Here is a 25,472-nt window from a genome sequence, read left to right as displayed (position 1 = left end):
ACGCCTCGCGACGGCACGATGGCGTCTACAGCCGCATGCCGAGCCAGATCACCGATTCGGTCGAGGCCGCCACGACCGGGCTCAGCAGCCGCGACCAGAAGCGGCCGGGCTCGAGGTGCGCGGCCGACTGGTCCTGGTGCTGCCGCTCCTCGTCGACGATCTGCGCGATGGCCGCCACCGCCGCCTCGTCCCGGCCCGCCAGCTCGCGCAGCTGGGCCTCGAGATGGCGCAGCACCACGCGCTCCACCGCCACGGTGGTGGCCGCGATCGCGTGGCGGCCGAGCAGCCCGGTGACCAGGCCCAGCATCCAGCCGCCGATGCCGCACAGCCAGTAGCTGCGGCAGCGGCGCACGCCGCGCCGTTGCAACTCGGTGGCGAACACGGCGCGGTGCCGTTCCTCGTGCGACTTGAATTCGCGCAGCTGCGGCACCAGCGCCGGCGCGGTGAAGCGCGCGGCCAGGATCTGCGCGCGGTAGATGTTCACCGCGCCCTGCTCGCCCGCATGGTCGACCTTGAGGATGCGGCCGCCGAGCGCGGTGTCGCGCGAGCTCAAGGGGCGATCTCCTTCAGGGCTTCGTCCACCGGCACCGTCAGCCCCACCTTCACCCGGCTCATGGCCACCAGCGTCTTGAAGCGCTTCACGTTGTTGTTCTCGAAGAACAGTTCGCGCGTGAGCCGCGTGTAGTCGGCCATGCTGCGCACCGCGAAGATCAGCACGAAGTCGCACTCGCCCGCCACGTAGTAGCACTGCTGCACCTGCGGGCAGGCCTGGAAGCTGCGCTTCATCGCATCGAGCAGGTCGACGCGCTCGCTCTCCACCTCGACCTCGACGATCACCGTGAGCTCGCAGCCCACCGCATCGGGGTTGACGATCGCCGCATGGCGCTCGATCACGCCCTCATCGGCCATGCGCTTCAGGCGCCGGTTGACCGCCGCGGCCGACAGGTGCACCTGCTGGCCCAGCTCGCCCTGCGGCAGGCGCGCGTCCTGCTGCACCAGCGCCAGCAGCTTGAGGTCGTAGGCATCGAGGGGCGTGGGCATGGGCGGGACCGGCAGGCGTGGCGGGTGGAATGAAATTGCGCCGAAGGCCCCTTCAATGCGCGCAAATTCAGGGGTCGGCGAAATAGCATTGTTGCCCATGACCACCGCCACCCTCGCCTCCGACGCGCCGCTCGATGCCGAACTCTCGGGCTGGCGCCGCTACCTGCACACCATTCCCGAGACCGGCTTCGCCGAGCACCGCACCTCGGCCTTCGTCGCGCGCACGCTGCGCGCGCTGGGCCTCGAGGTGCACGAGGGCATCGGCGGCACCGGGCTGGTGGCGAACCTGCGCGTGGGCGAAGGCCGCGGCACGATCGGCATCCGCGCCGAGATGGATGCGCTCGACATCGCCGAATCGGCGCCGGGCCGCGCCCATGCCTCGGCCACGCCCGGCAAGATGCACGCCTGCGGCCACGACGGCCACATGTCGATCGTGCTCGGCGCGGCGCGGCTGCTGCGCGAGCGCCAGGACTTCGACGGCACCGTGCGCTTCATCTTCCAGCCCGCCGAGGAGCACGGCCGCGGCGCCAAGGCGATGATGGCCGACGGCCTGTTCGAGCGCTTCCCCGTCGACGAGATCTACGGCCTGCACAACATGCCCGGCATCGCGGCCGGCACCATCGCCACCTGCGCGGGCGGCATCATGGCCAGCGAAGACAACTTCACCATTCACGTGCGCGGCCGCGGCACCCATGCGGCACGGCCTCACATGGGCATCGACCCGATCGTGATCGGCGCCGAGATCGTGCTCGCGCTGCAGACCATCGTCTCGCGCAGCCTCGATCCGGGCGCGCAGGCCGTGGTCTCGTGCACCGAGTTCATCACCGACGGCATCCGCAACGCGATCCCCTCGAACGTCGTCATCAAGGGCGACACCCGCAGCTACGACCCCGCCGTGCAGGCCACGCTGGAGCGGCGCATGCGCGAGATCAGCGAGGGCATCTGCCGGCTGCACGGCGCCGAATGCGCGTTCTCGTACACGCACGAGTTCGAGCCCACGGTGAACTGGCCCGAATGCGTGCCGCATGCCGTGGCGGCCGCGACCGCGGTGCTCGACGCCGCTCGCGTGGACGCGAACACCGTGCCGATGATGGCCTCGGAGGACTTCGGCGCCTTTCTGCGCGTGGTGCCCGGCGCCTTCGTGTTCCTCGGCAACGGTGCCGACGGCCAGCCCGGCGGCACGCCGCTGCACAACGCTGGCTACGACTTCAACGACGACGTGCTCGAGATCGGCGCGCGCTACTTCGCGGAACTGGTGCGGCTGCGGCTGCCGCGCTGAATCCCTTCTCTTCTTCCGAAAGACACCAGACATGCTGGTCCGCAATGCCCGCGCCGTGCGCGCGCCCTACCCCGAGGCGCTGCGCCGCATCCTCAGCATCGACGAGGCACGCGCCACGCGCTCGTGGCTCTCGCGCTGGTCGCTGCTCGCGCCCGAGCCCACGCCGCTGCGCCGCCTGAGCGACCTGGCGCAGGCCTGCGGCATCGCCGAAGTGTTCCTCAAGGACGAGTCGCTGCGCTCGCCGCTCGGCAGCTTCAAGGCACTCGGCGCGCCGGCCGCGCTGGTGCGGCTGGTGCTGCGGCGCCATCCGGACTGGAACGCCGACGCGGTGCTGAGCGGCGAACACGCGAATGCCTTGAAGGACCTCGTCGTCATCAGCGCCACCGACGGCAACCACGGCCGCGCACTCGCCGCCGCGGCGCGCAGCGTGGGCATGCGTTGCGTGATCGTGCTGCACCGGCACGTGAGCGCCGAGCGCGAACGCGCCATTGCCGACTTCGGCGCCGAGATCGTGCGCATCGAGGGCAACTACGACGCCTCGGTCGCGCATGCCGCGCAACTCGCCGAACGGCATGGCTGGCAGGTCGTGTCCGATACCGCGTACCCCGGCTACGAGGACGTGCCGCGCGACGTGATGCAGGGCTACGGCACGATGGTCGACGAGGCGCTCGAACAGCGTCCCGCCGCGCCCGACGGCGCCTGCCCCTTCAGCCACGTCATCCTGCAGGGCGGCGTCGGCGGCCTCGCGGCCGGCGTGGCGAGCTACCTCTGGGAACGCTTCGGCGAACGCCGTCCCGTGCTCGTCGTCGCCGAACCGCGCCAGGCCGACTGCCTCACGCGCAGCGCCATCGAAGGCCGGCCGGCCGTGGCCACCGGCAGCGTCGACTCGGTGATGGCCGGCCTGGCCTGCGGCGAGACCTCGACCCTGGCCTGGCGCTTTCTCGAGCCCTCGGTCGATGTCTTCCTCACGCTGGAGGATGAAGAGGCAGTGGCTGCGATGCGGCGGCTGGCCGAGGGGTCGGCGCGCGACGTGCCGGTGGTGAGCGGGGAATCGGGCGCCGCGGGCGCGGCCGCGTTGCGGCAGCTCGCGCGGTCCGCGACGGCGAAGGCGCAGGCCGGGCTCGATGCTTCGTCGAAGGTGCTCTTGATCAGCACCGAGGGGGCGACGGCGCCTTCGGTCTATGCGGAACTGATGGGCCGTACGGCGGATGAAGTGCTGGCGGCGCAACGCGAATGGCTGAGCCAGGGGACTCGGCGGTAGCATCGACCGCCCTTCCTCCAGGAGATCGTCGATGCGCCAGCTTGCGGGACTTTGGATCGCGGCCCTGTGGATCGCGTGCTTCTCACCTGTGCAGGCCCAGGTCACGCAGCAGGTGGTGGACATCCCCACCCGCCCCGGCGTGATGCAGCGCATGCTCGTGCTGACGCCGCCCAGCCCGAAGGCAGCCGTGATCCTGATCGCGGGCGGCCATGGCGGGCTTCGGATCTTTGCCAACGGATCGCTCCAATGGGGTGCCGGCAACTTCCTCGTCCGCACACGGCAGCTGTTCGCCGACCAGGGGCTGCTGGTGGCCGTGATCGATGCACCGTCCGACCGGCAGAGCCCGCCCTACCTCGCCGGCTTTCGCCAGAAGCCCGAGCATGCGGCCGATCTCCAGGCCGTGATCGCCTGGATGCGCGCGCAGTCGAAGGTGCCGGTATGGCTCGTGGGCACCAGCCGTGGCACGCAATCGGCGGCCTATGTAGCGACCGAACTCTCGGGCACCGACGGCCCGGACGGCGTGGTGCTGAGCTCCACCATCCTCACTGACGACGGCGGCCGCCCCGTTCCCGCCATGCCGCTCGCGAAGATCCGCGTGCCCGTGCTCGTGGTGCATCACGAACAGGACGGCTGCAGGCACTGTGCCTTCGCCGGCGTACCCGCGCTGATGGCGAAGCTCGAGAACGCGCCGCGCAAGGAAGTGCTGAGCTTCCAGGGCGGCGAGAACCGGGGCGATCCCTGCGAGGCGATGGCCTACCACGGGTTCAACGGACTCGACTCCGAGGTCGTGCCACGGATCGCGGGCTGGATACTGGCGCGATAGCGCCTATTGCGGCACCAGTTCCACGCGCCGGTTCTTCGCGCGGCCGTCCTCGGCCGCGTTGCTGGCGACCGGCGCCAGATCCGCCACGCCATACGCGGCGAGCCGGTTGGCCGCGATCGCGTACTGGCTGGCCAGGGCCGCATTGACCGCTTCCGCGCGTCGCTTCGACAGCGCGATGTTGCTGTCCAGCGTGCCCTGGTTGTCCGTGTGGCCGACCACGCGCAGCTTGAGCGCCGGCTCGGCCTTGAGCAGCTTCGCGATCTCGTCCAGCGCGGGCTTGGAATCGGGCTTGATGTCGGCCTTGGCGGTGTCGAACAGGATGCCGTAGAGCGCCACGCGCCCGGTGGCGGCGATGGCCTTCGACATGTCGCCCGCGCTCACCGTCACCATGTTCTGCTTCATCGCCCCGACCTCGATGATGTCGACCGCCGCGTACGCGCCCTTGACCGCCTTGTAGTCCTTGCTGTCCTTGGCCCATTGCACGGCCTCGACGACCACGTAGAGATCGCCTTGCGGCCGTGAAATCTTGAAGCTCGCCAGGCGCGCCGTCGCGACCTCGGCGGCCGAGAAGGTGTAGGTGCTGCGGCTCGTCTTGATCTCGTTCCAGCTGTAGGGGCAGAGGAAGCAGGAGCGGCTCTTGAAATTCTCGTCGCGCCCCGAGTCATAGAGCGTGACGCCACCGGCCGCCTGCACCTCGTTCTGATAGTTGCGGATCAGCTCCGCCGTGGACGTGTCGCCCGCCGATTCGTACCAGAGGCGGGTCAACGCGCCTTCGACCGGCACGGAGCTGGCCCAGCTGCGCTTCCTCGACGTCGTGTCGTAGCCCTTGTAGGTCCCCGTCGGCACCAGGTATTCATCGAAGCGCTTGAAGTCGTAGCCGACGATGGTCGAGCCCGCGAAGCGCTTGAGCAGCGGGTTGTCCTTGGCGCCGGGCAGGTCCTGCGCCGACGCGAGCGTCGAGAGGAACAACAGCCCGGCGAATGCCGGCGCGGCCAGCAGCCGAAGGAAGGCAAGGACGGAACGCGGACGCATCGATGACTCCGGAAATGGACGGCGCCATTGTCAGGAATTCCGATGATTTGGCTGCACGGCCGTTTGGCCTATGAAGAAGGTCTGTGGTGGTGGTGGGCGAATGGGCGTATCGACTCGAAGGACCTGCACGAGCCGCGAACCCGGCTCGAACGGCACGGCCCGCTACAGTCGGCCGGTCGCGAGCATCGACAGAAAGGCGCTCATGAACAATCGCTCCGAGAGAAAGGATCGCCGTGCACGAGCGACATATCAACCCCGACCACTATCTGCAAACGAGCACCGGTCGGGTCTTCACGAAAGAGCGCCAACTGGCGGCATGGGACCGCGTCTACGAGGACCTGGAAGCCGCTCTGCGGCGACGCTCTTCCACCCCGATGCAGCTGTACCTCGTGATGGGTGTTCAGGGCTCGGGCAAGACGACCTGGATCCGCAGGAACATCGCCGCTCTGCCCGGCGCGGTTTTCCTCGACGCCGCACTGCCCGCCGCACGACACCGGGCGCGGGCACTGGACATTGCGCGACGTTGCGGTGTCGAGGCCACCACAGTCTGGATCAATACGCCGCTGGAGATCGCGCTGGCGCGCAATGCCTCACGTCCCGCCGATGAACGTGTTCCCGAAGAAGCGATGCGCAGCGTCTTCTCGTTGCTCGAAGCGCCCACCGTGAGCGAAGGCTTCGTGCGCGTGGTCGAGATCCTGGACAACGGTGTGTCGAAGGGGCTCTGATGCCTCGGACGAAACTGGCGAAGTAGCGTCGCACGAGCCTACAGAGTATCCAGACCTGCTACCTGCCTGAAATCTCGCGATCGAGCGGCGGAGGGTCCCTAGTCTTCGTGCATGAATCATTTTCAACCGCGGCCACGCCTCACAGGCGCACTCAAGGTCTTGGTCATCTCGACAACCCTGTTCGCCAGCATCGCAGCCAGCGCTCAATTCGCCGTGGCGGGCTTTGCCATCGGTCAGGAGATGAAGTCTTGCCCGGATTCTTCTGTGCCCATGCGCAAGGATGCCCGGAACAGCGGCATTGCCTGCAGGTTTCCGGAAAAATCCAGATCGGTCTTCGGTACGTCAGCAGACCGACTCTCGCTGGCCACCGATCAGCGGGGCGAGGTGGAAAGCGTCCTGGTCGTCGGGATCGATGCCGTGCACGCCGCTGCGAAAGCAGCCGAGGAGTACGGTCCTCCGGATGCGTCGGAGGTGCACGAAAAGCTCTCCTTCCGGGCGTGGATACGAGGGGATGTCCGGCTGGTCATCTTTCATCATCACGACGCCCCGGCCACGTCCAACATCATCCTCGACCGATATCCTCGATAGTCCGTCGTTTTCGATCGGGAGCGACCGCCTCGCTCAGGTTCAGGCTCCACTTGTCGCGCTGAACCAACCCCACCGTTTCAAACTCAGCGGCGATCACAAGATGAAGTTTCGAATCCAGGAAGTCGAACTCCAAGAGGCCGATGCCCGACAACCGACAGCGCACATTCGCCACCACCTCTTGATCTGCTTTTTTTGGGGAGATGTATCCGATGCCGATCCAGCGATTCAATTTGTTCATTTGCCTGCTGGTCATGTCGGGCTTTGCAAATGCACAGATCGAGTGGCCATTGCTCCACGCGACGAGATCGGTGAAATTTACCGAGGCCATCGTTCTTCAGTGCAATGCATCCGCCCCTGCAGAAGCAGGCAGACGCCTGAAGGCGTTCCAGTCCTGGAAGGCACGCAACGAGCGTCAAGCCACCGCCTTGCAGGAGTTCAACATGAAGCGAATTCGCGAGGAAGCTCCCGAGCAGAGCGCCGCAGAGATAGAAATTGAACTCGACAAGGAACTCCAGAGGACGATCTTGTTCATGGTTTCAGACGACGCAGCCATGTGCGCCGATCTGGCGCGCTGGCTCGACAGTGCGGAAAGCGAGCCGCGTCGCCAGGTCATCGACTTGATGCTGCCGCCGGACCTTCCCGCAGCGCCACAGGCCGGCCCATCCGAACAAGCACACAACCGATGAACCTCGAAGACCCGTTTCGCGCCGTAGAGGAATGGAGCGGATGCGCCATCTCGCAGCCCCTGCGAGCATTGCTCTCCAGCCTAGGCGACACCACCGTCGGCGACCTCGCCCACTTCTACGCCCCCGTCGACCTGCTCGAACGCAACGAGACCTACGAGACCAGGACGTACTGCCCCGGCTGGCTGACGATCGGCGATGACGGTGGAGGCAGCGCCATTGTCGTGGCGCCGGACCGGTGGCCGACCGCGGTGTACCTGGTGGGTCACGGCAGCATGTCGCGCGCCGACTTCGTCGAGGTGGCCGAGGACCTTCGCGAGTGGATAAGCTCGGACTGCAGCTGTAGATTCCCACGATGAAGCTTACCTTCTCATGGAACTGCCTCCCGGGTAGCAGGCACTATCCGTCTTGCGTTACAGATCGAGAGAATTCAGAGGGAGATGTGATCGCCCGAGTTCTCGACGACGATGGCGGCCTCGGGGTCGAGATGGCAATCCGCTGGATCGAAGAAGGCAAGCGACTCGCCAACCAGGCACTCACAGGAGAACCTGGCCCCTTGCATTGGGCGCGCGAGTACTTTGGGGTTGAGATTCTTGGTCACCGGACCACTGCGTCTGCCCCTCTAGATCCTGATAACGTCGAGTGCTTGCCAACGCAAGCGTTCCTTTTGGCTTTGCAGCACTGGCAGGAACTCCTTGTCGCTGGGCCTACGGTTGGATCTCGCACAGTCGAGATCAATGACCGCTGAGAAAAATGGACGTTCCTTGCGACTGATTGGGCCTCCCCTGATCGCTACATGACTCCAAATCTATGAGTACAGCTCAGGGAGCATGGGCCATGGTTACGGTCAACCCGACGCTGCCGTTTGGAAGAACTTCAAAACCCAAGCTGATCTATTGCGATCTAGCTTTTCACCCTTGAGTGAGATCAACAGAAGTCGACTCGGACGCGAATGGATCTTTTATCAAGCCATGCCGCCTAAATGAGCCATGTTGTATTGGGTCGCGTACCGCCAACTCCGAGAATCCCTAACCTCGCCAAAATAGGAACAATATAGTTTATTACTCTTGTGTTGCTGTTGGCCGCTCGAGCAATCAAACATAGCGGCCCCGACTCTTCGGCAACTTGATTGGAGCGAATCTCGCAAGGACTCGACGCGCCATGACCGTTCTCGACTAAATAACGCAGGGCGGCCATGAATGCCGCTCGCTGAATAGTGATTAAAGAGCCTGCGGCTGTTGCAATACGTACGGCATCATGACCAACGTCATCGATCGTGAAATCACGACCAAGAGAATCGTCGGGTGTTTTCATGTCCGAGAGACTTTGAATTCTTGGCCAGATGTGGGAAAGGGCGGCGTTCAGCAGCGCATTCATGGACTCACCATTTTTGAGTTTGAGTTCACCAATTATCAGTCATCCGCGGTCAACGTCCAACTTCCATCTAACGAAGAGCAGACCCCGATGCCGCTCTGGTTGATTACTCTCAAGCGCTGATCGAAAACCGCTCAGGACATAAATCCGCCACCCAATGACCGCCTGTAGCGACCAGCTAGCGTTGAGGTACGCTGCGAAGACCGATCCGAAAATTCGTTTCCAGCCGGACTGGCTCGCTTCTTTCGGTTGCGTTGCCCTTCCCTTTTTATGTGGACTAGTGTCTGAAAAAATCGCAAAGCAGTCGATAGCACGAGTGTGCCTATCGTGGATCGAGCAGCAAGATCCAGCGTTGAGCAGGACCTCACACAGCCGAATCTTCACCGGAAGCAAATCGAGCGCCGCGCGCATCTCCTGCGCCGTCGCCCTCGGCGACTCGACACACCGACACATCTCATCGTTGACCACCCACATCAGCGACAACAACTCCCCACGCGTGCAGTCGCGCGCCTCATCCTCATCCGCACCAAAGGGGACACAAGCTTCTCGACACACACATGCGCGCATCGCCTCCCGAAGACCGTCGGTCCCGCCACAGAATCTGCAGCGCGATCGTCTCTGCCTGATTCAGCGCCGCGTGAGGCGTGAAGTTTCCGGGAAGTGCTATGGCGGGCCTCCAAGAATCGCAGAGGTGCTGCGGGACGCCAATCCCATTCATGCCCATCTAGGCGTGCCTCGGGAGTCACTCTCCCTGCTCGCACGCACCATGCAGATCGCTCGCTCCACACGGCAATTCCTCAGTCCCCCTCAATCAATCACCACCCTCGCCTCCCTCACCAACCTCCCGTACTTCACGGTGTCACCGCGAATCTGCGCCGCCATCTGCGCCGGCGTATCCCCCACCGGCTCCGCCCCGATCTCCTCCATGCGCTTCCTGAACTCCGGCGACTGGATGATCTTCACCATCTCGGTGTTGAGCCTGTCCACGATCTCCTTCGGCGTGCCCGCCGGCGCGAGGATGCCGAACCAGGTGCCCTGGTCGAAATCCTTCAGGCCCGACTCGGCCAGGGTCGGAACATCGGGCAGGCTGCTCGAGCGCCTGGCGGTGGTCACGGCCAGCGCGCGCAGCTTGCCGGCGCGGATGTGCTGCAGCACCGGCGTCAGGGTGTCGAAGGACATGTCGACCTGGCCGCCGAGCAGGTCGGTGGTGAGCGGCGCGCTGCCCTTGTAGGGCACGTGCAGCAACTCGATGCCCGACAGGGCCGAGAGCTGGGTGCCGATCAGGTGCTGCACGGTGCCATTGCCGTTCGAGCCATACGAAAGCTTGGCCGGCGCGGCCTTGGCCTGGGCGATCAGTGCCTGCGCATCGCGCGCGGACGATTTGGCGTTGACGACCATCACGTTGGGCACCAGCGCGACGGTGGTGATGGGCGCGAAGCTCTTCTCGAAGTCGTAGGGCAGCTTGCGATACACGCTGGTGGCGATGGTGTGGTGCACCGCGCCCATCAGCAGGGTGTAGCCGTCGGGTCGCGCCTTGGCGACGTAGTCGGCGCCGAGCGTGGCGCCGGCGCCGGGGCGGCTCTCGACCACCACGGGCTGGCCCAGGCTCTGCGAGAGCTTGTCGCTCAATGAGCGCGCCAACACGTCGGAGCTGCCGCCGGGCGGAAAGGGAACGACGAGGTTGATGGGCTTGGCCGGCCAGGCCTGCGCGGCCGCGGTCGTGGCGGCCAGGCCGAGGGTGAAGGCGGCGGCGAGCGCGGTCAGCGCCGCGCGGCGGCGGACGATGGGCTGGGTCACGGGTTGTCTCCTTTTTTGTCGTGGCAATGGCCGGCCGTGCGCGCACGCCCTCTCCGGCCCCGGGGGCGGAAAACTCAGGCGGCCTGGCGCTCGGGCAGCGGGGCCAGCAGCGCGCAGACGGCGCGGGTCACGTCGGCGGTAGTGGCGCTGCCGCCGAGGTCGCGCGTGTGCAGCGAGGTGTCGGCCGTGACCTGTTCGATGGCACGCATCAGGCGCGCGGCGGCCTCCGGCTCGCCGAGGTGCTCGAGCATCATCACCACCGACCAGAAGGTGCCGACCGGGTTCGCCAGGCCCTGGCCCATGATGTCGAAGGCCGAGCCGTGGATGGGCTCGAACATCGAGGGGAAGCGGCGCTCGGGATCGATGTTGCCGGTGGGTGCGATGCCGAGGCTGCCCGCGAGCGCGGCGGCCAGGTCGCTGAGGATGTCGGCATGCAGGTTGGTGGCGACGATGGTGTCGAGCGAGGCCGGCCGGTTGACCATGCGCGCGGTGGCGGCGTCGACCAGCTCCTTGTCCCATCGCACCTCGGGGAACTCCCTGGCCACCTGCGCGGCGATCTCGTCCCACATCACCATCGCATGGCGCTGGGCATTGCTCTTGGTGATCACGGTGAGCTGGCGGCGCGGCCGCGAGCGGGCCAGCGAGAAGGCGAAGCGCATGATGCGCTCGACGCCGGCGCGGGTCATCATCGAGACGTCGGTGGCGGCCTCGATCGCATGGCCCTGGTGCACGCGGCCGCCGACGCCGGCGTACTCGCCTTCGGAGTTCTCGCGCACGATGACCCAGTCGAGGTCGCCGGGGCCGCAGCGCTTGAGCGGGCCGTCGATGCCGGGCAGGATGCGCGTGGGCCGCACGTTGGCGTACTGGTCGAAGCCCTGGCAGATCTTCAGGCGCAGGCCCCACAGGGTGACGTGGTCGGGGATGTGCGGATCGCCGGCCGAGCCGAACAGGATCGCGTCCTTGCCGCGCAGCGCGTCGAGGCCGTCGGCCGGCATCATCTCGCCGTGGACGCGGAAGTAGTCGCCGCCCCAGTCGAAGTCCTCGAACTCGAAGCCGAAGCGCTCGCTGCCGGCGGCCAGTGCCTCGAGCACCTCGCGCCCGGCCGGCACCACCTCCTTGCCGATGCCGTCGCCGGGAATGGTTGCGATCCTGTAGGTCTTCATGGTGTAGCTGCGTCGCTGGAGTGTTGGAATGGGTCCGACTGTAGGAACTCGACGTGCGATCGGATCGCCCCTAAAGTCAATCCATCGTTAACTTCAAGTCAACAGCGAAAAACGCGATGGCCCACGAGATCCAACCCGCCGACCTCGGCTTCTTCTCGGCGCTGGCGCGCGCCGGCAGCCTCAGCGCGGCGGCGCGCGAACTCGGCATCACCACGGCCGCGGTGAGCAGGCACCTCGCGCAGATGGAGGCGCGGCTCGGCGTGAGCCTCGTCAACCGCACCACGCGGCGCATGGGCCTCACGCCCGAGGGCGAGCTCTACCTCGCGCAGGCGCGGCGCATCCTGGCCGACATCGAAAGCCTGGGCGAGCAGCTCGGGGTGTCGAAGGCGGTGCCGCAGGGCCTGCTGCGCGTCAACGCCACGCTGGGCTTCGGGCGCAGCCACGTGGCGCCGCTGATCTCGAAGTTCGTGCGCCGGCATCCCGAGGTCGAGGTGCAGCTGCAGCTGTCGGTGAACCCGCCGCCGCTGACCGAGGATTCGTTCGACGTCTGCGTGCGCTTCGGCGCGCCGCCCGAGGCGCGCGTGATCGCGCGGCGCATCGCGGCCAACCGGCGGCTGCTGTGCGCGGCGCCGGCCTACCTCGCGAAGCACGGCACGCCCAAGGTGCCGAACGACCTCACGCGCCACAACTGCATCGGCATCCGCCAGGGCGAGGAGGCCTACGGCCTGTGGCGGCTGTCGAGCGGACGTGGCGCGAGCGCGAGCACGCAGGCCGTGAAGACGCGCGGCACGCTGACCACCAACGACGGCGAGATCGCGGTCAACTGGGCGCTCGAGGGCCACGGCATCCTGATGCGCGCCGAATGGGACATCGCGCGCTACCTGCGCAGCGGGCGGCTGGTGCAGGTGCTGCGCCCCTTCCACACGCCCGATGCCGACATCTACGCGGTGTACCCGCAGCGCCACCAGCTCGCGGCACGCGTGCGGGCCTTCGTCGACTTCCTCGCGCAATCGCTCGAGCAACAGGCTTCGGCGGCCTCGGCGGCCTCCAAGACCGCGTTCTGACGCAACCCTAGGGAAATCCCCGAGGCCGCGCTCGCGGCCGTGCCCGCGCGCGCCCTCGCCCAGAGGGAAAAGCACCCGCGCGGCGCCCTCCCTCACCCGCCCCGATCTCCCCACGGCACTGGCCCGCAACTTGCAAACTCGGCCAAAAATGACAGAAAATTTTCTTAACTGACTTATATTTGTAAATCAGTTTTCAAATTTGCACCGTTCCGGCGCCCTTCCGAACCCCATGAGCACCAACGTCGACCCTCCAGGCACCACCGTGGCCCAGCGCATCGCGCAGGCCCTGCCGCGGCTGTCCCGCTCGCACCGGCAGGTGGCCGACTACGTGCTCGAGCATCCGCTGCAGGTGGCCACGCTGCCGATCGACGAGCTGGCCACGGCCGCCGGCGTGTCGGTGGCCACGGCCAACCGCTTCGCCCGCGCGCTCGACTTCGACGGCTACCCGGCCTTCCGGGCCGAGCTGGTGCGCGGCTTCGAGCCGCTGGTGGCGCCGGTCGAGCGGCTGCGCGGCAACCTCGAGCGGCCGACCACGGTGTCGGAGGTGTTCGCCGCGGCGCTCGAGGAGAGCCGCCGCAACATCGACGCCACGCGCCAGTCGCTCGACTACGCGGCCTGCGAGGCGGCGGTGGAACGCATCGGCAAGGCGCGCTCGATCTACATCGGCGGCTTCGGCGCCAGCGCCTGGCTCGCGGGCCTGTTGCAGCACGGGCTGGACAGCAGCTGCAGCGACGTGCGCCTGCTCTCGGGCGTGAGCGGCGTGACCCATGCCGCGCGCACGCTGATGCATGCGGGGCCGCAGGACGTGTTCATCGGCGTGACCTTCCCGCGCTACCTCACCGACACCATCGCGCTGGCCCAGATCGCGCGCGGCCAGGGCTGCGCGGTGCTCGCGCTGACCGACCGGCCGAGCTCGCCGCTGGCGCCGCTGGCCGACGTGGCGCTCTATTGCCAGACCGAGACCAGCTACCGCCCCAACTGCGAGACCAGCGTGCTCGCGCTGATCGAGGCGCTGACCAGCGCCGTGGCGCTGCGCGCGCCGGGCGCGGTGCAGTCGGCGGGCCGCATCCTGCAGGCGGTGCGGCCGTGGCTGCACGGGGGCAACGGGCCGCGCACGAATGGCGCGAACGGCGCGAACCCCCAGGCCACGCCGCCCGCAGACAGCACCCCGAAGAAAAAGACCTCCCGATGAACAGCCCCACCCAGAACGACAACGCTTCCACCCCGCGCGTGCCCGTGATCGCCATCCATGGCGGCGCCGGCACCATCAGCGCGGGCACCACCACGCCCGAACAGGCCGTGGCCTACCACGAGGCGCTGCGCCACATCGTGGCCACCGCCCAGGCCGCGCTGCTGCAGGGCGCCTCGGCGCTCGACGCCACCTGCCTCGCGGTCGAGCTGCTCGAGGACTGCCCGCTGTTCAACGCCGGCCACGGCGCGGTCTTCACCCACGAAGAAACCCACGAACTCGATGCCGCGGTGATGGACGGCGCCACGCTCGCCGCCGGCGCGGTCGCGGGCGTGTGCCATGTGCGCCGCCCGGTGCGCCTGGCGCGCGCGGTGCTCGAGGACGGCGCGCACGTGCTGCTCGCAGGCGCCGGGGCCGAGGCCTTCGCGCGCGAACACGGGCTCGAGATGGTCGAACCCTCGTACTTCTCGACCGAGGCGCGCCGCCAGCAGTTGCATCGCGTGCGCGACACCGGCCGCGTGGTGGTCGACCACGAGGGCGCGGCCATGGCTTCGCTCGCGCATGCCCCGCTCGACGAGGACCGCAAGTTCGGCACCGTCGGCGCGGTCGCGCTCGACATGCACGGCCACCTGGCCGCCGCCACCTCCACCGGCGGCATGACCAACAAGCGCGTGGGCCGCGTCGGCGATTCGCCGCTGATCGGCGCCGGCACCTATGCCGACGACGCCACCGCCGCGGTCTCGTGCACCGGCAGCGGCGAGATGTTCATCCGCATCGCCGCCGCGCACGACCTCTGCGCGCGCATGGCCTACGCCGGCGCCACGCTCGAAGCCGCCGCCTACACGGTGGTGATGAAGTCGCTCTCGGCCATCGGCGGCACCGGCGGCCTGATCGCCGTCGACCGCCACGGCAACCTCGCGCTGCCCTTCAACACCGAGGGCATGTACCGCGCCCATGCGCGCGGCCGCGAGACCCCGAAGACGGCGATCTTCGCCTGACGCCACCGCTTCCCTTCCCGACTGCCATGTCCGCTGCGACCTCCCCCTCCCCTCTGCCCAACCTGCCCCATCTCCCTGAGGGCCGCGTGCTCGCGGTCGACGACCTCAGCGTGCGCTTCACCACCTCGGAGCGCACGGTCGATGCCGTCAAGAAGCTGTCCTTCCACGTCGACCATGGCGAGACGCTCGCGGTGGTGGGCGAATCGGGCTCGGGCAAGTCCGTGACCTCGCTCGCGCTGATGCGCCTGGTGGAGCACGGCGGCGGCCGCATCCTCGACGGTCGCATGGCGTTTCGCCGCCGCAACGGCGAGGTGCTCGACCTGGCCCAGGCGCGCGACCACACGATGCGCGGCATCCGCGGCGCCGACATCGCGATGATCTTCCAGGAGCCGATGACCTCGCTGAACTCGGTGTTCACCGCGGGCGACCAGATCGCCGAGGCCATCCGCATCCACCAGGGCAAGAGCAACGCGGCCGCGCGCGCCGAGGCGCTGCGCATGCTCGAGCTGGTGCGCATCCCCGAGGCGCGCAACGTGCTCGACCGCTTCCCGCACCAGCTCTCGGGCGGCATGCGCCAGCGCGTGATGATCGCGATGGCGCTGTCATGCAAGCCGCAGCTGCTGATCGCCGACGAGCCGACCACCGCGCTCGACGTGACGATCCAGGCCCAGATCCTCCAGCTCATCCGCGAGCTGCAGCAGGAGATGCGCATGGGCGTGCTGTTCATCACGCACGACATGGGCGTGGTGGCCGAGATCGCCGACCGCGTGCTCGTGATGTACCGCGGCGACAAGGTCGAAGCGGGCCCGTCGGACACCGTGTTCGGTGCGCCGCAACACCCCTACACCCGTGCGCTGCTGTCGGCCGTGCCCAAGCTCGGCGCCATGCAGGGCACCGAGCTGCCGGCCAAGTTCGAACTGCTGCGCACCGAGACCGGCACGCAGACCGTGCCCTGCACCCACACCGAGCCGCACGACACGGTGCGCGCCGAGGCCGGGCCGATCCTGCGCGTGCGCGAGCTGGTCACGCGCTTCGACGTGCGCAGCGGCGTCTTCGGCCGCGTGAAGCGGCGCGTGCATGCGGTCGAGAAGATCAGCTTCGACCTCTACCCGGGCGAGACGCTGGCGCTGGTCGGCGAATCGGGCTGCGGCAAGTCGACCACCGGCCGCTCGCTGCTGCGCCTGGTCGAGAGCCAGAGCGGCGCGATCGAGTTCGGCGGCCAGAACATCCGCGAGCTGCCCACGCGCGAGCTGCAGGCGCTGCGCCGCAACATCCAGTTCATCTTCCAGGACCCCTTCGCCTCGCTCGATCCGCGCGTGACGGTGGGCTTCTCGATCATGGAGCCGCTGCTGATCCACGGCATCGCCAAGGGCGCCGAGGCGCAGCAGCGCGTCGACTGGCTGCTGCAGAAGGTGGGCCTGCCGCCCGAGGCGGCGCAGCGCTATCCGCACGAGTTCTCGGGCGGCCAGCGCCAGCGCATCGCGATCGCGCGCGCGCTGGCGCTCAACCCCAAGGTGGTGGTGGCCGACGAATCGGTGTCGGCGCTCGACGTCTCGATCCAGGCCCAGATCGTCAACCTGATGCTCGACCTGCAGCGGGAGCTCGGCGTGGCCTTCCTGTTCATCTCGCACGACATGGCGGTGGTGGAGCGCATCAGCCACCGCGTGGCCGTGATGTACCTCGGGCAGATCGTGGAGATCGGCCCGCGCCGCGCGGTGTTCGAGGCGCCGCAGCATGCCTACACGCGCAAGCTGATGGCGGCAGTGCCGGTGGCCGATCCCTCGCGCCGCCACAAGCAGCGTGCGCTGCTCGAGGGCGAGATCCCGAGCCCGATCCGCGCCGTGGGCGACGAGCCCGAGGTGCCGCCGCTGGTGCAGGTGGCGCCCGGCCATTTCGTGGCGCGGCATGCCATCGGCGGCGCCTTCTGAGTTCTTTCTTCGTTTTTCCGTCGCAGGGCCCCCTGCTTTTTTGTTCCTCCCTCTCTCTCACGAATCGACTGGAGTTCTTCCCATGAAGCCATCCTCTTCCTCCCTGCGATGGGCATCCGCGCTGCTGGGCCTGGCCGCGCTCGCCGCCTCGGGCTCGGCCCTGGCCGCCAAAGACGTGGTGCTCGCCATCGGCTACCAGCCCGAGACGCTGGACCCGTACAACACCAACACCACCATCACCACGGCCGTGACCAAGACCTTCTACGAAGGCCTGTTCCAGTTCGACAAGGACCTGAAGGTGCAGAACGTGCTCGCTGAGGGCTACGAGGTCTCGAAGGACGGCCTGGTCTACACCATCAAGCTGCGCAGCGGCGTCAAGTTCCACGACGGCACCGACTTCAACGCCGAGGCCGTGAAGTTCACGCTCGAGCGCGTGCTGAACCAGGACAACAAGCTGCTGCGCTACAACCAGTTCAACCGCGTGGGCAAGGTCGAGGCGCTGAACCCGACCACCGTGCGCATCACGCTGAAGGAGCCCTTCGGCCCCTTCATCAACTCGCTGGCCCATGCCTCGGCCGCGATGATCTCGCCGACCGCGCTCAAGAAGTGGGGCAACAAGGACATCGCCTTCCACCCGGTGGGCACCGGCCCCTTCGAGTTCGTCGAATGGAAGCAGACCGAGGCGGTCAAGGCCAAGAAGTTCGACGGCTACTGGAAGAAGGGCTTCCCGAAGGTCGACACCGTGCAATGGAAGCCGGTGCTCGAGAACAACACGCGCGCCGCGATGATGCAGACCGGCGAGGCCGACTTCGCGTTCCCGATCCCCTACGAGCAGGCCGAGCTGCTGAAGAAGAGCGACAAGCTCGAGGTCGTGGCCTCGCCCTCGATCATCACGCGCTTCCTGGCCTTCAACATGCTGCAGAAGCCCTACGACAACCAGAAGGTGCGCGAGGCCATCGGCTACGCCATCAACAAGGAAGCGCTGGCCAAGGTGGCCTTCGGCGGCTATGCGATTCCCGCGCAGGGCGTGATGCCCCAGGGCGTGAAGTACGCCGAGAAGATGGCACCCGTGCCCTACGACGTGAAGAAGGCCAAGGAACTGCTGGCCGAGGCCGGCTACCCGAACGGCTTCGAGTCGGTGCTGTGGAGCGCCTACAACAACACGACCAGCCAGAAGACCATCCAGTTCGTGCAGCAGCAGCTCGCGCAGGTCGGCATCAAGCTGCAGGTGCAGGCGCTCGAAGTAGGCCAGCGCACCGAGCAGGTCGATGCCTGGCCTGATCCCAAGACCGCCAAGGTTCGCCTGTACTACACCGGCTGGTCCTCGTCGACCGGCGAGGCCGACTGGGGCCTGCGCCCGCTGTTCGCCTCCGAGTCGTGGGCGCCGAAGCTCAACAACATGTCGTTCTACAAGAGCGAGGTGGTCGACAACGCGCTGGCCAAGGCGCTGGTGTCGGTCGACGAAACCGAGAAGGCCGCGCTCTACAAGACCGCGCAGGAACAGATCCGCAAGGACCTGCCGCGCCTGCCGCTGGTGACGGAGCAGAACCTGTCGGCGCACTCGAAGCGCCTGACGGGCGTGTTCGTGATGCCCGACGCCAACATCAACATCGACGCGATGTCGGTGGCGAACTGATCGCGGGTCTCTCCGTTTCCTGACTGACCGCGCGATGGCCGGCGGCACCCCGCCGCCGGCCATTCGCGGCCCCTGCTCCCCATGCTGAACTACTTCCTCAAACGACTGTTGGGCCTGATCCCCACGCTGCTCATCGTGGCGGTGCTGGTGTTCCTGTTCGTCCACATGCTGCCCGGCGACCCGGCGCGCCTTGCCGCCGGCCAGGAGGCCGACGAGCAGACCGTGGCCATGGTCCGCGCGGAGCTCGGACTCGACAAGCCGCTGCCGCAGCAGTTCGCGAACTTCTTCACCCACATGCTGCAGGGCGACTTCGGCACCTCGATCCGCACGCGGCGGCCGGTGTCGATGGAGATCGCCGAGCGCTTCTTCCCGACGGTGATGCTGACCGTCACCAGCATGGTGTGGGCCGTGATCTTCGGCATGGGCATCGGCATCGTGTCGGCCGTGTACCGCAACCAATGGCCCGACCGCATCGGCATGACGCTGGCGGTGTCGGGCATCTCCTTTCCCGCATTTGCATTGGGCATGCTGCTGATGCAGATCTTCTCGGTGCAACTCGGCTGGCTGCCCACCGTGGGCGCGGCCACCTGGAAGCACTACATCCTGCCCTCGATCACGTTGGGCGCGGCCGTGGCGGCCGTGATGGCGCGCTTCACGCGCGCTTCGTTCGTCGAGGTGATCCAGGAGGACTTCGTGCGCACCGCGCGCGCCAAGGGCGTGCGCGAGCGCAGCGTGATCATCAAGCACTGCCTGCGCAATGCGCTGATCCCGGTGGTCACGATGATGGGCCTGCAGTTCGGCTTCCTGCTCGGCGGCTCGATCCTGGTCGAGGCGGTGTTCAACTGGCCCGGCCTCGGCCGCCTGCTGGTCGACGCGGTGCAGATGCGCGACTACCCGGTGATCCAGACGCTGGTGCTGCTGTTCTCGCTCGAGTTCATCCTGATCAATCTCGTGGTCGATGTGCTGTACGGCTTCATCAACCCGACCATCCGCTACAAGTGAGGCCGCCGCCATGACCCAAGCCACCGGCGTGCCTGCCGAATCCACCCTTCCCGCCGCCACGCCCGCTGCCACACCCGTGACCGCGGTCCAGACCGCGGGCAAGGTCCGCACCCCCTGGGGCGAATGCTGGCGCCGCTTCAAGAAGCAGCCCGTGGGCATCGTCGCCGCCCTGTTCGTGCTGCTGCTGGTGTTCGTCGCCGTGTTCGCGCCCTGGATCGTGCCCTTCGATCCCGAAAACTACTTCGACTACGACATGCTCAACAGCGGGCCCTCGGCCACGCACTGGTTCGGCGTCGACCCGCTGGGCCGCGACATCTTCAGCCGCATCCTCGCAGGCGCGCGCATCTCGCTGATGGCCGGCTTCCTGTCGGTGCTGGTCGGCGGCTTCGTGGGCACCGCCTTCGGCCTGCTCGCGGGCTACTACGAGGGCTGGTGGGACCGCATCGTGATGCGCATCTCGGACGTGCTGTTCGCCTTCCCCGGCATCCTGCTGGCGCTGGGCGTGGTCGCGATCCTCGGCAGCAGCATGACCAACGTGGTGGTGGCGGTATCGGTGTTCAGCGTGCCGGCCTTCGCGCGGCTGGTGCGCGGCAACACGCTGGTGCTCAAGCAGCAGACCTACATCGAGGCCGAGCGCAGCATCGGCGCCTCGGACTGGACCATCGTCGTGCGCCACATCCTGCCGGGCACGATCTCCTCGATCGTGGTGTATTTCTCCATGCGCGTGGGCACCTCGATCATCACCGCGGCCAGCCTGTCCTTCCTCGGCATGGGCGCGCAGCCGCCCACGCCCGAATGGGGCGCGATGCTCAGCGAGGCGCGCGCCGACATGGTGACCTCGCCCCACGTGGCGCTGTTCCCCAGCCTCGCGATCTTCTTCACCGTGCTGGCCTTCAACCTGCTGGGCGACGCCCTGCGCGACGCGCTCGATCCGAAGATCGACCGGCAATGAGCGCGAGCGCCCTGCCCCGCATCGGCGGCCTGCGCCCCGGTCCGCGCGACGCGATCAGCGATGTCGCCGGCGTGACCGTGGGCCACCGCACGCTCGCCCAGGGCCCGGTGCAGACGGGCGTGACCGTGATCCGCCCGCATGCCCGCGACCCGTTCCGCGACAAGGTGCCGGCGGCCGCCGTGGTGCTCAACGGCTTCGGCAAGAGCATCGGCCTCGTGCAACTCGAGGAGCTCGGCGTGCTCGAGACGCCCATCGCGCTGACCAACACCTTCTCGGTCGGCACCGTGGCCGGCGCGCAGGTCCGCGACTGCATCGCGCACAACCCCGAGACCGGGCGCTCGCTGCCGACCGTGAATCCGCTGGTGTTCGAGTGCAACGACGGCTTTCTCAACGACATCCAGCGGCTGGCCGTGGGCGAGGCCGACTACCAGCGCGCGCTGGCCGATGCCGGCGCGGATTTCGCGCAGGGTTCGGTGGGCGCGGGACGCGGCATGTCGAGCTTCCAGCTCAAGGGCGGCATCGGCAGTGCCTCGCGGGTCGTGCCGTTGGGCGAGGCTTCGCACACGGTGGGCACGCTGGTGCTCGCGAACTATGGGCGGCAGCCCGAGCTCCGGCTGGCGGGGCATGCGGTGGGCGCCCGCCTTGCAGCGCTCGTGGCCGAACGGGCCGCGGCGCAGGAGCCCGAGAAGGGCTCGATCATCGTCGTGGTCGCGACCGACGCGCCGCTCGATGCGCGCCAGCTGCGCCGGCTGGCGCTGCGCGCGGGGGCCGGGCTGGCGCGTACCGGCTCGGTCTTCGGGCATGGCAGCGGCGACATCGTGCTGGCCTTCTCGACCGCCTACACCGTGCCCGACCGGGCCGAGCGTGCGATGCCGGCCGTGGCGATGCTGCACGAGACGCAGCTCGACGGGCTGTTCCAGGCGGCGGCCGACGGGACCGAGCAGGCGATCCTGCATGCGCTGTGGCGGGCCGAGTCGGTGACCGGGCGCGACGGCAACCACCGTGCCGCGTTGAGCGAGCTGCTGTCCCCTTCTCTCTTTTCTTGATTTTTCTTGCTGGGTGCCCTCATGAAAATGCTGATCTCCACCGATATCGAAGGCGTTGCGGGGGTCTATCACCCCGAGCAGACGCGGCAAGGCAATCCCGAGTACGAACGCGCTCGGCTGCTGATGGCGCAGGAAGCCAATGCGGCGATCGCGGGGGCCTTCGATGCGGGGGCCGACGAGGTGCTGGTGAACGACTCGCACGGGGGGTTTCGCAACATGCCGCCCGATGTGCTCGATCCTCGGGCTCGCGTGGTGCAGGGGAAGCCGCGCTATCTGAGCATGGTGGCGGGGGTGGAGGAAGACGGGGTCGAAGCGGTCTGCATGGTGGGCTACCACTCGCGGGCGCAAGGGCGCGGGATCCTGGCGCACACGATCAACAGCTTTGCCTTCGCTGGTGTCTCTCTTGGGGGGCAGGAGCTGGGTGAGGCTGGGCTTTATGGGGCGCTGGCGGGGGAGTATGGGGTGCCGGTGGTGATGGGCAGTGGGGACGATGTGTTCATTGCCGAGAACCGTGGCTTGTTTCCTCAGGCTGTGTTCGTGGAGACGAAGAAGGCTACGGGGAATACCAGTGGGGTTTCTTTGTCGCCCGAGAGGGCTCGTGAAGCGATTCGGGCGGGGGTTCAAGTCGCGCTGTCTTCGCGGGCCAAGGTTCTTCCGCTGGTGTTCGAAGGGCCGCAGACCGTGACTTTGAGGGCGCAGACTGCGGCGCTGGCGGATCTTTTTTGCCAGTGGCCGGCGTTTGAGCGGGTCGATGGAGTAACCCTGCGTTTCTTGGCTCCTGACGTCGAGGCTGCTGTTCGGATGTTGAACTGCTGCTCGGCGATGTCTTCGATGTTGCGCTGAGATTTGATCTTTCTTTTCTCTGCTTAGGCCGTTGGCCGGGTCTCGCCCCGGCGGGCGACTTACTTTTCTTGTCTCGCCAAGAAAAGTAAGCAAAAGAAGGCGACCCCCGCTGTCTGTGTCCCTCCGCTTCGCTGCGGGCAACCTGCGGTGCTCGGAGAAAGCGGGGGTCCGCAGAACTCGCTTCGCTCAGACAGCTGCGGCCCTTATCCCGCTTTCTCCTGCGCTCCTCGGCACAGCCAGAGGGGATGAGGGTCAACGCGCCATGGCGCGTCCTTGTGTGGGGTGCTGGGATTCGTAGGCCCTGGATCTTTCACCAAGGCCGAGCAACGCGAAGGCCCGTTGGGTCTTGGTGGCCGAGCGCAGCGATGGCCCGAACCACTCCCCTCTGGCTGCGCCGAGGAGCGCAGCGTTTCGCGGATAAGGGCTCGCAGCTGTCTGAGCGCAGCGCAGCGGAGCGAGTTCTGCGAGACCCCGCGAAACGCGAGCACCGCAGGTTGCCCGTAGCGAAGCGAAGGGTCGCAGACAGTGGGGTCGCCTTTTCTTTGGTTACTTTCTTTTGGCGAAGCAAAAGAAAGTGACTCGCCCGCCGGGGCGAAATCCCTGCCTCTGCAAGAGCAGAACGCCCCCAAAGAACCCCGCCCCCTGAAACCAACTCCCCACATTCCTAAAATCCACCCTGCACCCCGCACCCGCCCTTATCCAGAATAAGCATCCAACCGCCCGCAAACCCGCATGAACACTGGCGAATAAGCTTATCCGCATAAGGCGCGAACCAAAAAATAGTTTGGTTCCATAAGGCACGCTTTCAGAATCCCGGCTTCTTGCTGGCGCGCTGGACGCACCGCACTTCAAGACAAGACTCACGCACGATGTACCAATACACAGACTTCGACCGCCAGTTCGTTCATCAACGAGCCGCCCAATTCCGCGACCAGCTCGAGCGCTGGCAAAAGGGCCGCCTCCACGAAGACGAGTTCCGTCCCCTGCGGCTGCAGAACGGCTGGTACGTGCAGCGCTACGCCCCGATGCTGCGCGTGGCCGTGCCCTACGGCGAACTCTCGAGCCGCCAGCTGCGCGTGCTCGCGAAGATCGCCCGCGAGTACGACGAGCCCGAGGCCGAGGTCTACAAGAAGGCCATCGAGACCCAGGGCCAGCTCGGCAGCCAGAAGCTGCCCACCCACTACGCCCACTTCTCGACCCGCCAGAACGTCCAGTTCAACTGGATCCCGCTCGCCAAGTCGGCCGACGTGATGGACCTGCTGGCCTCGGTCGACATGCACGGCATCCAGACCAGCGGCAACTGCATCCGCAACATCACCAGCGACGAACGCGCGGGCATCGCGATCGACGAGGTGGCCGATCCGCGCCCCTACGCCGAAATCATGCGCCAGTGGAGCACGCTGCATCCCGAGTTCGCGTTCCTGCCGCGCAAGTTCAAGATCGCGATCACGGGCGCCGACGAGGACCGCGCGGCCACGGGCTGGCACGACGTGGGCCTGAAGCTGGTGAAGAACGAGGCCGGCGAGATCGGCTTTCGCGTGCAGGTGGGTGGCGGCATGGGCCGCACGCCGATCGTGGGCACGGTGCTGCGCGAGTTCCTGCCGTGGCAACAGATCATGAACTACCTCGAGGCCGTGATCCGGGTCTACAACCGCTACGGCCGCCGCGACAACATCTACAAGGCGCGCATCAAGATCCTGGTGAAGGCCGAAGGCCAGCGCTACATCGACGACGTCGATGCCGAGTACAAGCAGATCCTCGAGCACGACGGCGCGCCGCACACCATCACGCAGGAAGAGTTCGACCGCGTGGCCGCCTCCTTCGTGCCGCCGGAACTGGCCACCCGCGTGCTGCAGAGCGCCGAGAAGACCGACGCCGAGCTGCGCGCCCATGCCGCCGAGGACGTGCAGTTCGCACGCTGGCTCGCGCGCAACGTGGCGCCGCACAAGAACCCGGCCCTGCGTGCGGTCACGCTGTCGTTCAAGCGCCTCAAGCAGGCGCCCGGCGATGCCTCGGCCGACCAGCTCGACACGCTCGCGCAACTGGCCGACCGCTTCTCGGCCGGCGAAGCCCGCGTGACGCACGACCAGAACGTGGTGCTGCCCTGGGTGCACGCCGAAGACCTGCATGCGCTGTGGCTCGCCGCCCGCGCGGCCGGCTTCGCGAGCGCCAACGTGCACCTGCTGACCGACATGATCGCCTGCCCCGGCGGCGACTTCTGCGCGCTGGCCAATGCGCGCTCGATCCCGATCGCCGAGGCGATCACCGAGCGCTACCAGGACCTCGACGAACTCGACGACATCGGCGAGATCGACCTGCACATCAGCGGCTGCATCAACTCCTGCGGCCACCACCACAGCGGCCACATCGGCATCCTGGGCGTCGACAAGGACGGCAAGGAGTGGTACCAGGTCACGCTCGGCGGCTCCGACGGCTCGGCCCTCAGCGGCGCGCCGCAGGCCGGCAAGGTGGTCGGCCCCTCGTTCTCGGCGGCCGAAGTGCCCGGCGTGATCGAGGCCGTGCTCACGACCTACCGCGACACCCGCGTGAACGGCGAGAACTTCATCGACACGCTGCGCCGCGTGGGACCCGACCCGTTCAAGGCCGCGGCCAACGGTGCGCGATTCAAGGTGGAGGAAGCAGCATGAACAAGACGCTCAACATCCTCGCGGCCGAAGAACACGTGGACGACGGCGACCCGAAGGTGCTGCAACTGGCGAACGACGCCGATCCGCTCGCGATCGAGGTCTGCCTGTCGGACATCGAACGCATCGACCTGCACTTCCCGAAGTTCACCGACGGCCGCGCCTACAGCCAGGCCTTCCTGCTGCGCCGCCGCCTGGGCTTCAAGGGCGACATCCGCGCCACCGGGGACGTGCTGATCGACCAGCTGGTGCAGATGGAACGCACCGGCTTCTCGAGCGCCGTGCTCAAGGAAGGCGTGGACGCCTCCGACGCGCAGCGCCAGTTCGACCGCTTCTCGGCCTTCTACCAGGGCGACGCGGTGCAGACCGCGCCGCACTTCGCGGCCGGCAATTGAGTTCCCAC

The 25,472-nt window shown here is 67.3% G+C and carries 26 protein-coding genes; 18 read left to right on the top strand and 8 right to left on the bottom strand.

The features are described 5' to 3' along the window. Positions 1 to 25 precede the first annotated feature (25 nt). Together BM109_RS06370 and BM109_RS06365 are read right to left on the bottom strand one after the other, a co-directional pair. Positions 26 to 553 carry a demethoxyubiquinone hydroxylase family protein gene (locus tag BM109_RS06370; protein WP_218159358.1) on the bottom strand — a complete coding sequence of 176 codons (528 nt, stop codon included), beginning with the start codon at positions 551 to 553 and terminating at the stop codon, positions 26 to 28. Beyond that, complete coding sequence (locus BM109_RS06365) at positions 550 to 1,041, bottom strand: Lrp/AsnC family transcriptional regulator (protein WP_093341484.1); 492 nt, start codon at positions 1,039 to 1,041, stop codon at positions 550 to 552. The genes BM109_RS06370 and BM109_RS06365 overlap by 4 nt, the downstream gene beginning before the upstream one ends. A 97-nt stretch (positions 1,042 to 1,138) precedes the next feature. On the opposite strand from BM109_RS06365, the gene BM109_RS06360 reads away from it, so the two are divergent. Genes BM109_RS06360 through BM109_RS06350 form a run of 3 tightly spaced genes read left to right on the top strand, consistent with a single transcriptional unit; the run spans position 1,139 to position 4,404 of the window. Continuing rightward, positions 1,139 to 2,320: a M20 aminoacylase family protein gene (locus tag BM109_RS06360; protein WP_093341483.1), complete on the top strand. Its 1,182-nt coding sequence runs from the start codon at positions 1,139 to 1,141 to the stop codon at positions 2,318 to 2,320. A 31-nt stretch (positions 2,321 to 2,351) separates the two neighbouring features. Continuing rightward, on the top strand, positions 2,352 to 3,581 hold the full coding sequence (locus BM109_RS06355) for a diaminopropionate ammonia-lyase (protein WP_093341481.1): 1,230 nt from the start codon (positions 2,352 to 2,354) through the stop codon (positions 3,579 to 3,581). A 31-nt stretch (positions 3,582 to 3,612) separates the two neighbouring features. Further along, positions 3,613 to 4,404 (top strand): alpha/beta hydrolase, encoded by a 792-nt coding sequence (locus BM109_RS06350; protein ID WP_093341479.1) that lies wholly within the window; start codon positions 3,613 to 3,615, stop codon positions 4,402 to 4,404. Positions 4,405 to 4,407: 3 nt separating this feature from the next. Here the strand turns inward: BM109_RS06350 and BM109_RS06345 are convergent, their stop codons facing one another. Further along, the gene (locus tag BM109_RS06345; protein ID WP_093341477.1) at positions 4,408 to 5,436 is read right to left on the bottom strand and encodes an OmpA family protein; all 1,029 of its coding nucleotides are present in this window, start codon (positions 5,434 to 5,436) and stop codon (positions 4,408 to 4,410) included. 233 nt (positions 5,437 to 5,669) lie between these two features. On the opposite strand from BM109_RS06345, the gene BM109_RS06340 reads away from it, so the two are divergent. Both BM109_RS06340 and BM109_RS40670 read left to right on the top strand, forming a co-directional pair. Beyond that, the gene (locus BM109_RS06340; protein WP_218159357.1) at positions 5,670 to 6,161 is read left to right on the top strand and encodes an AAA family ATPase; all 492 of its coding nucleotides are present in this window, start codon (positions 5,670 to 5,672) and stop codon (positions 6,159 to 6,161) included. Positions 6,162 to 6,272: 111 nt separating this feature from the next. Next, positions 6,273 to 6,749 (top strand): hypothetical protein, encoded by a 477-nt coding sequence (locus tag BM109_RS40670; RefSeq protein WP_143129094.1) that lies wholly within the window; start codon positions 6,273 to 6,275, stop codon positions 6,747 to 6,749. On the opposite strand, the gene BM109_RS40665 is transcribed toward BM109_RS40670, so the two are convergent. Then, entirely contained in the window at positions 6,724 to 6,978 is a 255-nt protein-coding gene (locus tag BM109_RS40665) for a hypothetical protein (protein ID WP_177239268.1), read from the bottom strand. The genes BM109_RS40670 and BM109_RS40665 overlap by 26 nt on opposite strands. Here BM109_RS40665 and BM109_RS06330 point away from each other — a divergent pair. Then, complete coding sequence (locus BM109_RS06330; protein ID WP_143129091.1) at positions 6,959 to 7,435, top strand: hypothetical protein; 477 nt, start codon at positions 6,959 to 6,961, stop codon at positions 7,433 to 7,435. The two genes, BM109_RS40665 and BM109_RS06330, sit on opposite strands and share 20 nt — an antisense overlap. Beyond that, positions 7,432 to 7,791 carry an SMI1/KNR4 family protein gene (locus BM109_RS06325; protein ID WP_093341470.1) on the top strand — a complete coding sequence of 120 codons (360 nt, stop codon included), beginning with the start codon at positions 7,432 to 7,434 and terminating at the stop codon, positions 7,789 to 7,791. Before BM109_RS06330 ends, BM109_RS06325 begins: the two co-directional genes overlap by 4 nt. 71 nt (positions 7,792 to 7,862) lie before the next feature. On the opposite strand, the gene BM109_RS41160 is transcribed toward BM109_RS06325, so the two are convergent. From BM109_RS41160 to BM109_RS06315, 4 genes are all read right to left on the bottom strand, one after another. After that, entirely contained in the window at positions 7,863 to 8,033 is a 171-nt protein-coding gene (locus tag BM109_RS41160; RefSeq protein ID WP_177239267.1) for a hypothetical protein, read from the bottom strand. Between the two features lie 377 nt (positions 8,034 to 8,410). Next, on the bottom strand, positions 8,411 to 8,809 hold the full coding sequence (locus BM109_RS40660) for a hypothetical protein (RefSeq protein ID WP_143129089.1): 399 nt from the start codon (positions 8,807 to 8,809) through the stop codon (positions 8,411 to 8,413). 804 nt (positions 8,810 to 9,613) lie between these two features. Then, the gene (locus BM109_RS06320) at positions 9,614 to 10,603 is read right to left on the bottom strand and encodes a tripartite tricarboxylate transporter substrate binding protein (protein WP_093341468.1); all 990 of its coding nucleotides are present in this window, start codon (positions 10,601 to 10,603) and stop codon (positions 9,614 to 9,616) included. A 74-nt stretch (positions 10,604 to 10,677) separates the two neighbouring features. Beyond that, a complete protein-coding gene (locus BM109_RS06315; RefSeq protein ID WP_093341466.1) occupies positions 10,678 to 11,766 on the bottom strand; it encodes a tartrate dehydrogenase in 1,089 nt (362 codons plus the stop codon). 116 nt (positions 11,767 to 11,882) lie between these two features. On the opposite strand from BM109_RS06315, the gene BM109_RS06310 reads away from it, so the two are divergent. The 11 genes from BM109_RS06310 (at position 11,883) to BM109_RS06255 (ending at position 25,464) form a co-directional block, all read left to right on the top strand. Continuing rightward, a complete protein-coding gene (locus BM109_RS06310) occupies positions 11,883 to 12,830 on the top strand; it encodes a LysR family transcriptional regulator (RefSeq protein WP_093341465.1) in 948 nt (315 codons plus the stop codon). A gap of 229 nt (positions 12,831 to 13,059) precedes the next feature. Next, complete coding sequence (locus tag BM109_RS06305; RefSeq protein WP_057591098.1) at positions 13,060 to 14,022, top strand: MurR/RpiR family transcriptional regulator; 963 nt, start codon at positions 13,060 to 13,062, stop codon at positions 14,020 to 14,022. Continuing rightward, positions 14,019 to 15,017 (top strand): isoaspartyl peptidase/L-asparaginase family protein, encoded by a 999-nt coding sequence (locus tag BM109_RS06300; RefSeq protein WP_093341464.1) that lies wholly within the window; start codon positions 14,019 to 14,021, stop codon positions 15,015 to 15,017. The genes BM109_RS06305 and BM109_RS06300 overlap by 4 nt, the downstream gene beginning before the upstream one ends. A gap of 26 nt (positions 15,018 to 15,043) precedes the next feature. Continuing rightward, positions 15,044 to 16,945 carry a dipeptide ABC transporter ATP-binding protein gene (locus tag BM109_RS06295; RefSeq protein WP_093341463.1) on the top strand — a complete coding sequence of 634 codons (1,902 nt, stop codon included), beginning with the start codon at positions 15,044 to 15,046 and terminating at the stop codon, positions 16,943 to 16,945. Between the two features lie 82 nt (positions 16,946 to 17,027). Beyond that, complete coding sequence (gene gsiB, locus BM109_RS06290) at positions 17,028 to 18,581, top strand: glutathione ABC transporter substrate-binding protein GsiB (protein WP_093341462.1); 1,554 nt, start codon at positions 17,028 to 17,030, stop codon at positions 18,579 to 18,581. Between the two features lie 81 nt (positions 18,582 to 18,662). After that, positions 18,663 to 19,583 carry a glutathione ABC transporter permease GsiC gene (gene gsiC / locus BM109_RS06285; RefSeq protein WP_057591102.1) on the top strand — a complete coding sequence of 307 codons (921 nt, stop codon included), beginning with the start codon at positions 18,663 to 18,665 and terminating at the stop codon, positions 19,581 to 19,583. Between the two features lie 10 nt (positions 19,584 to 19,593). Beyond that, complete coding sequence (gene gsiD, locus BM109_RS06280) at positions 19,594 to 20,535, top strand: glutathione ABC transporter permease GsiD (protein ID WP_093341461.1); 942 nt, start codon at positions 19,594 to 19,596, stop codon at positions 20,533 to 20,535. Next, positions 20,532 to 21,581 carry a DmpA family aminopeptidase gene (locus BM109_RS06275; RefSeq protein WP_093341460.1) on the top strand — a complete coding sequence of 350 codons (1,050 nt, stop codon included), beginning with the start codon at positions 20,532 to 20,534 and terminating at the stop codon, positions 21,579 to 21,581. Before gsiD ends, BM109_RS06275 begins: the two co-directional genes overlap by 4 nt. 21 nt (positions 21,582 to 21,602) lie before the next feature. Continuing rightward, positions 21,603 to 22,424, top strand: coding sequence for a M55 family metallopeptidase (locus tag BM109_RS06270; RefSeq protein WP_093341459.1), 822 nt, complete (start codon positions 21,603 to 21,605; stop codon positions 22,422 to 22,424). 869 nt (positions 22,425 to 23,293) lie between these two features. After that, positions 23,294 to 25,072: a nitrite/sulfite reductase gene (locus BM109_RS06260; protein ID WP_093341458.1), complete on the top strand. Its 1,779-nt coding sequence runs from the start codon at positions 23,294 to 23,296 to the stop codon at positions 25,070 to 25,072. Further along, complete coding sequence (locus BM109_RS06255; protein WP_057596678.1) at positions 25,069 to 25,464, top strand: DUF934 domain-containing protein; 396 nt, start codon at positions 25,069 to 25,071, stop codon at positions 25,462 to 25,464. The genes BM109_RS06260 and BM109_RS06255 overlap by 4 nt, the downstream gene beginning before the upstream one ends. Positions 25,465 to 25,472: the final 8 nt, after the last annotated feature.

The organism is Variovorax sp. PDC80, assembly GCF_900115375.1.
Lineage (GTDB): Bacteria > Pseudomonadota > Gammaproteobacteria > Burkholderiales > Burkholderiaceae_C > Variovorax.
The sequence above is the reverse complement of the archived record's forward strand: the minus strand, read 5'-3'. Positions and strand labels throughout refer to the sequence as shown.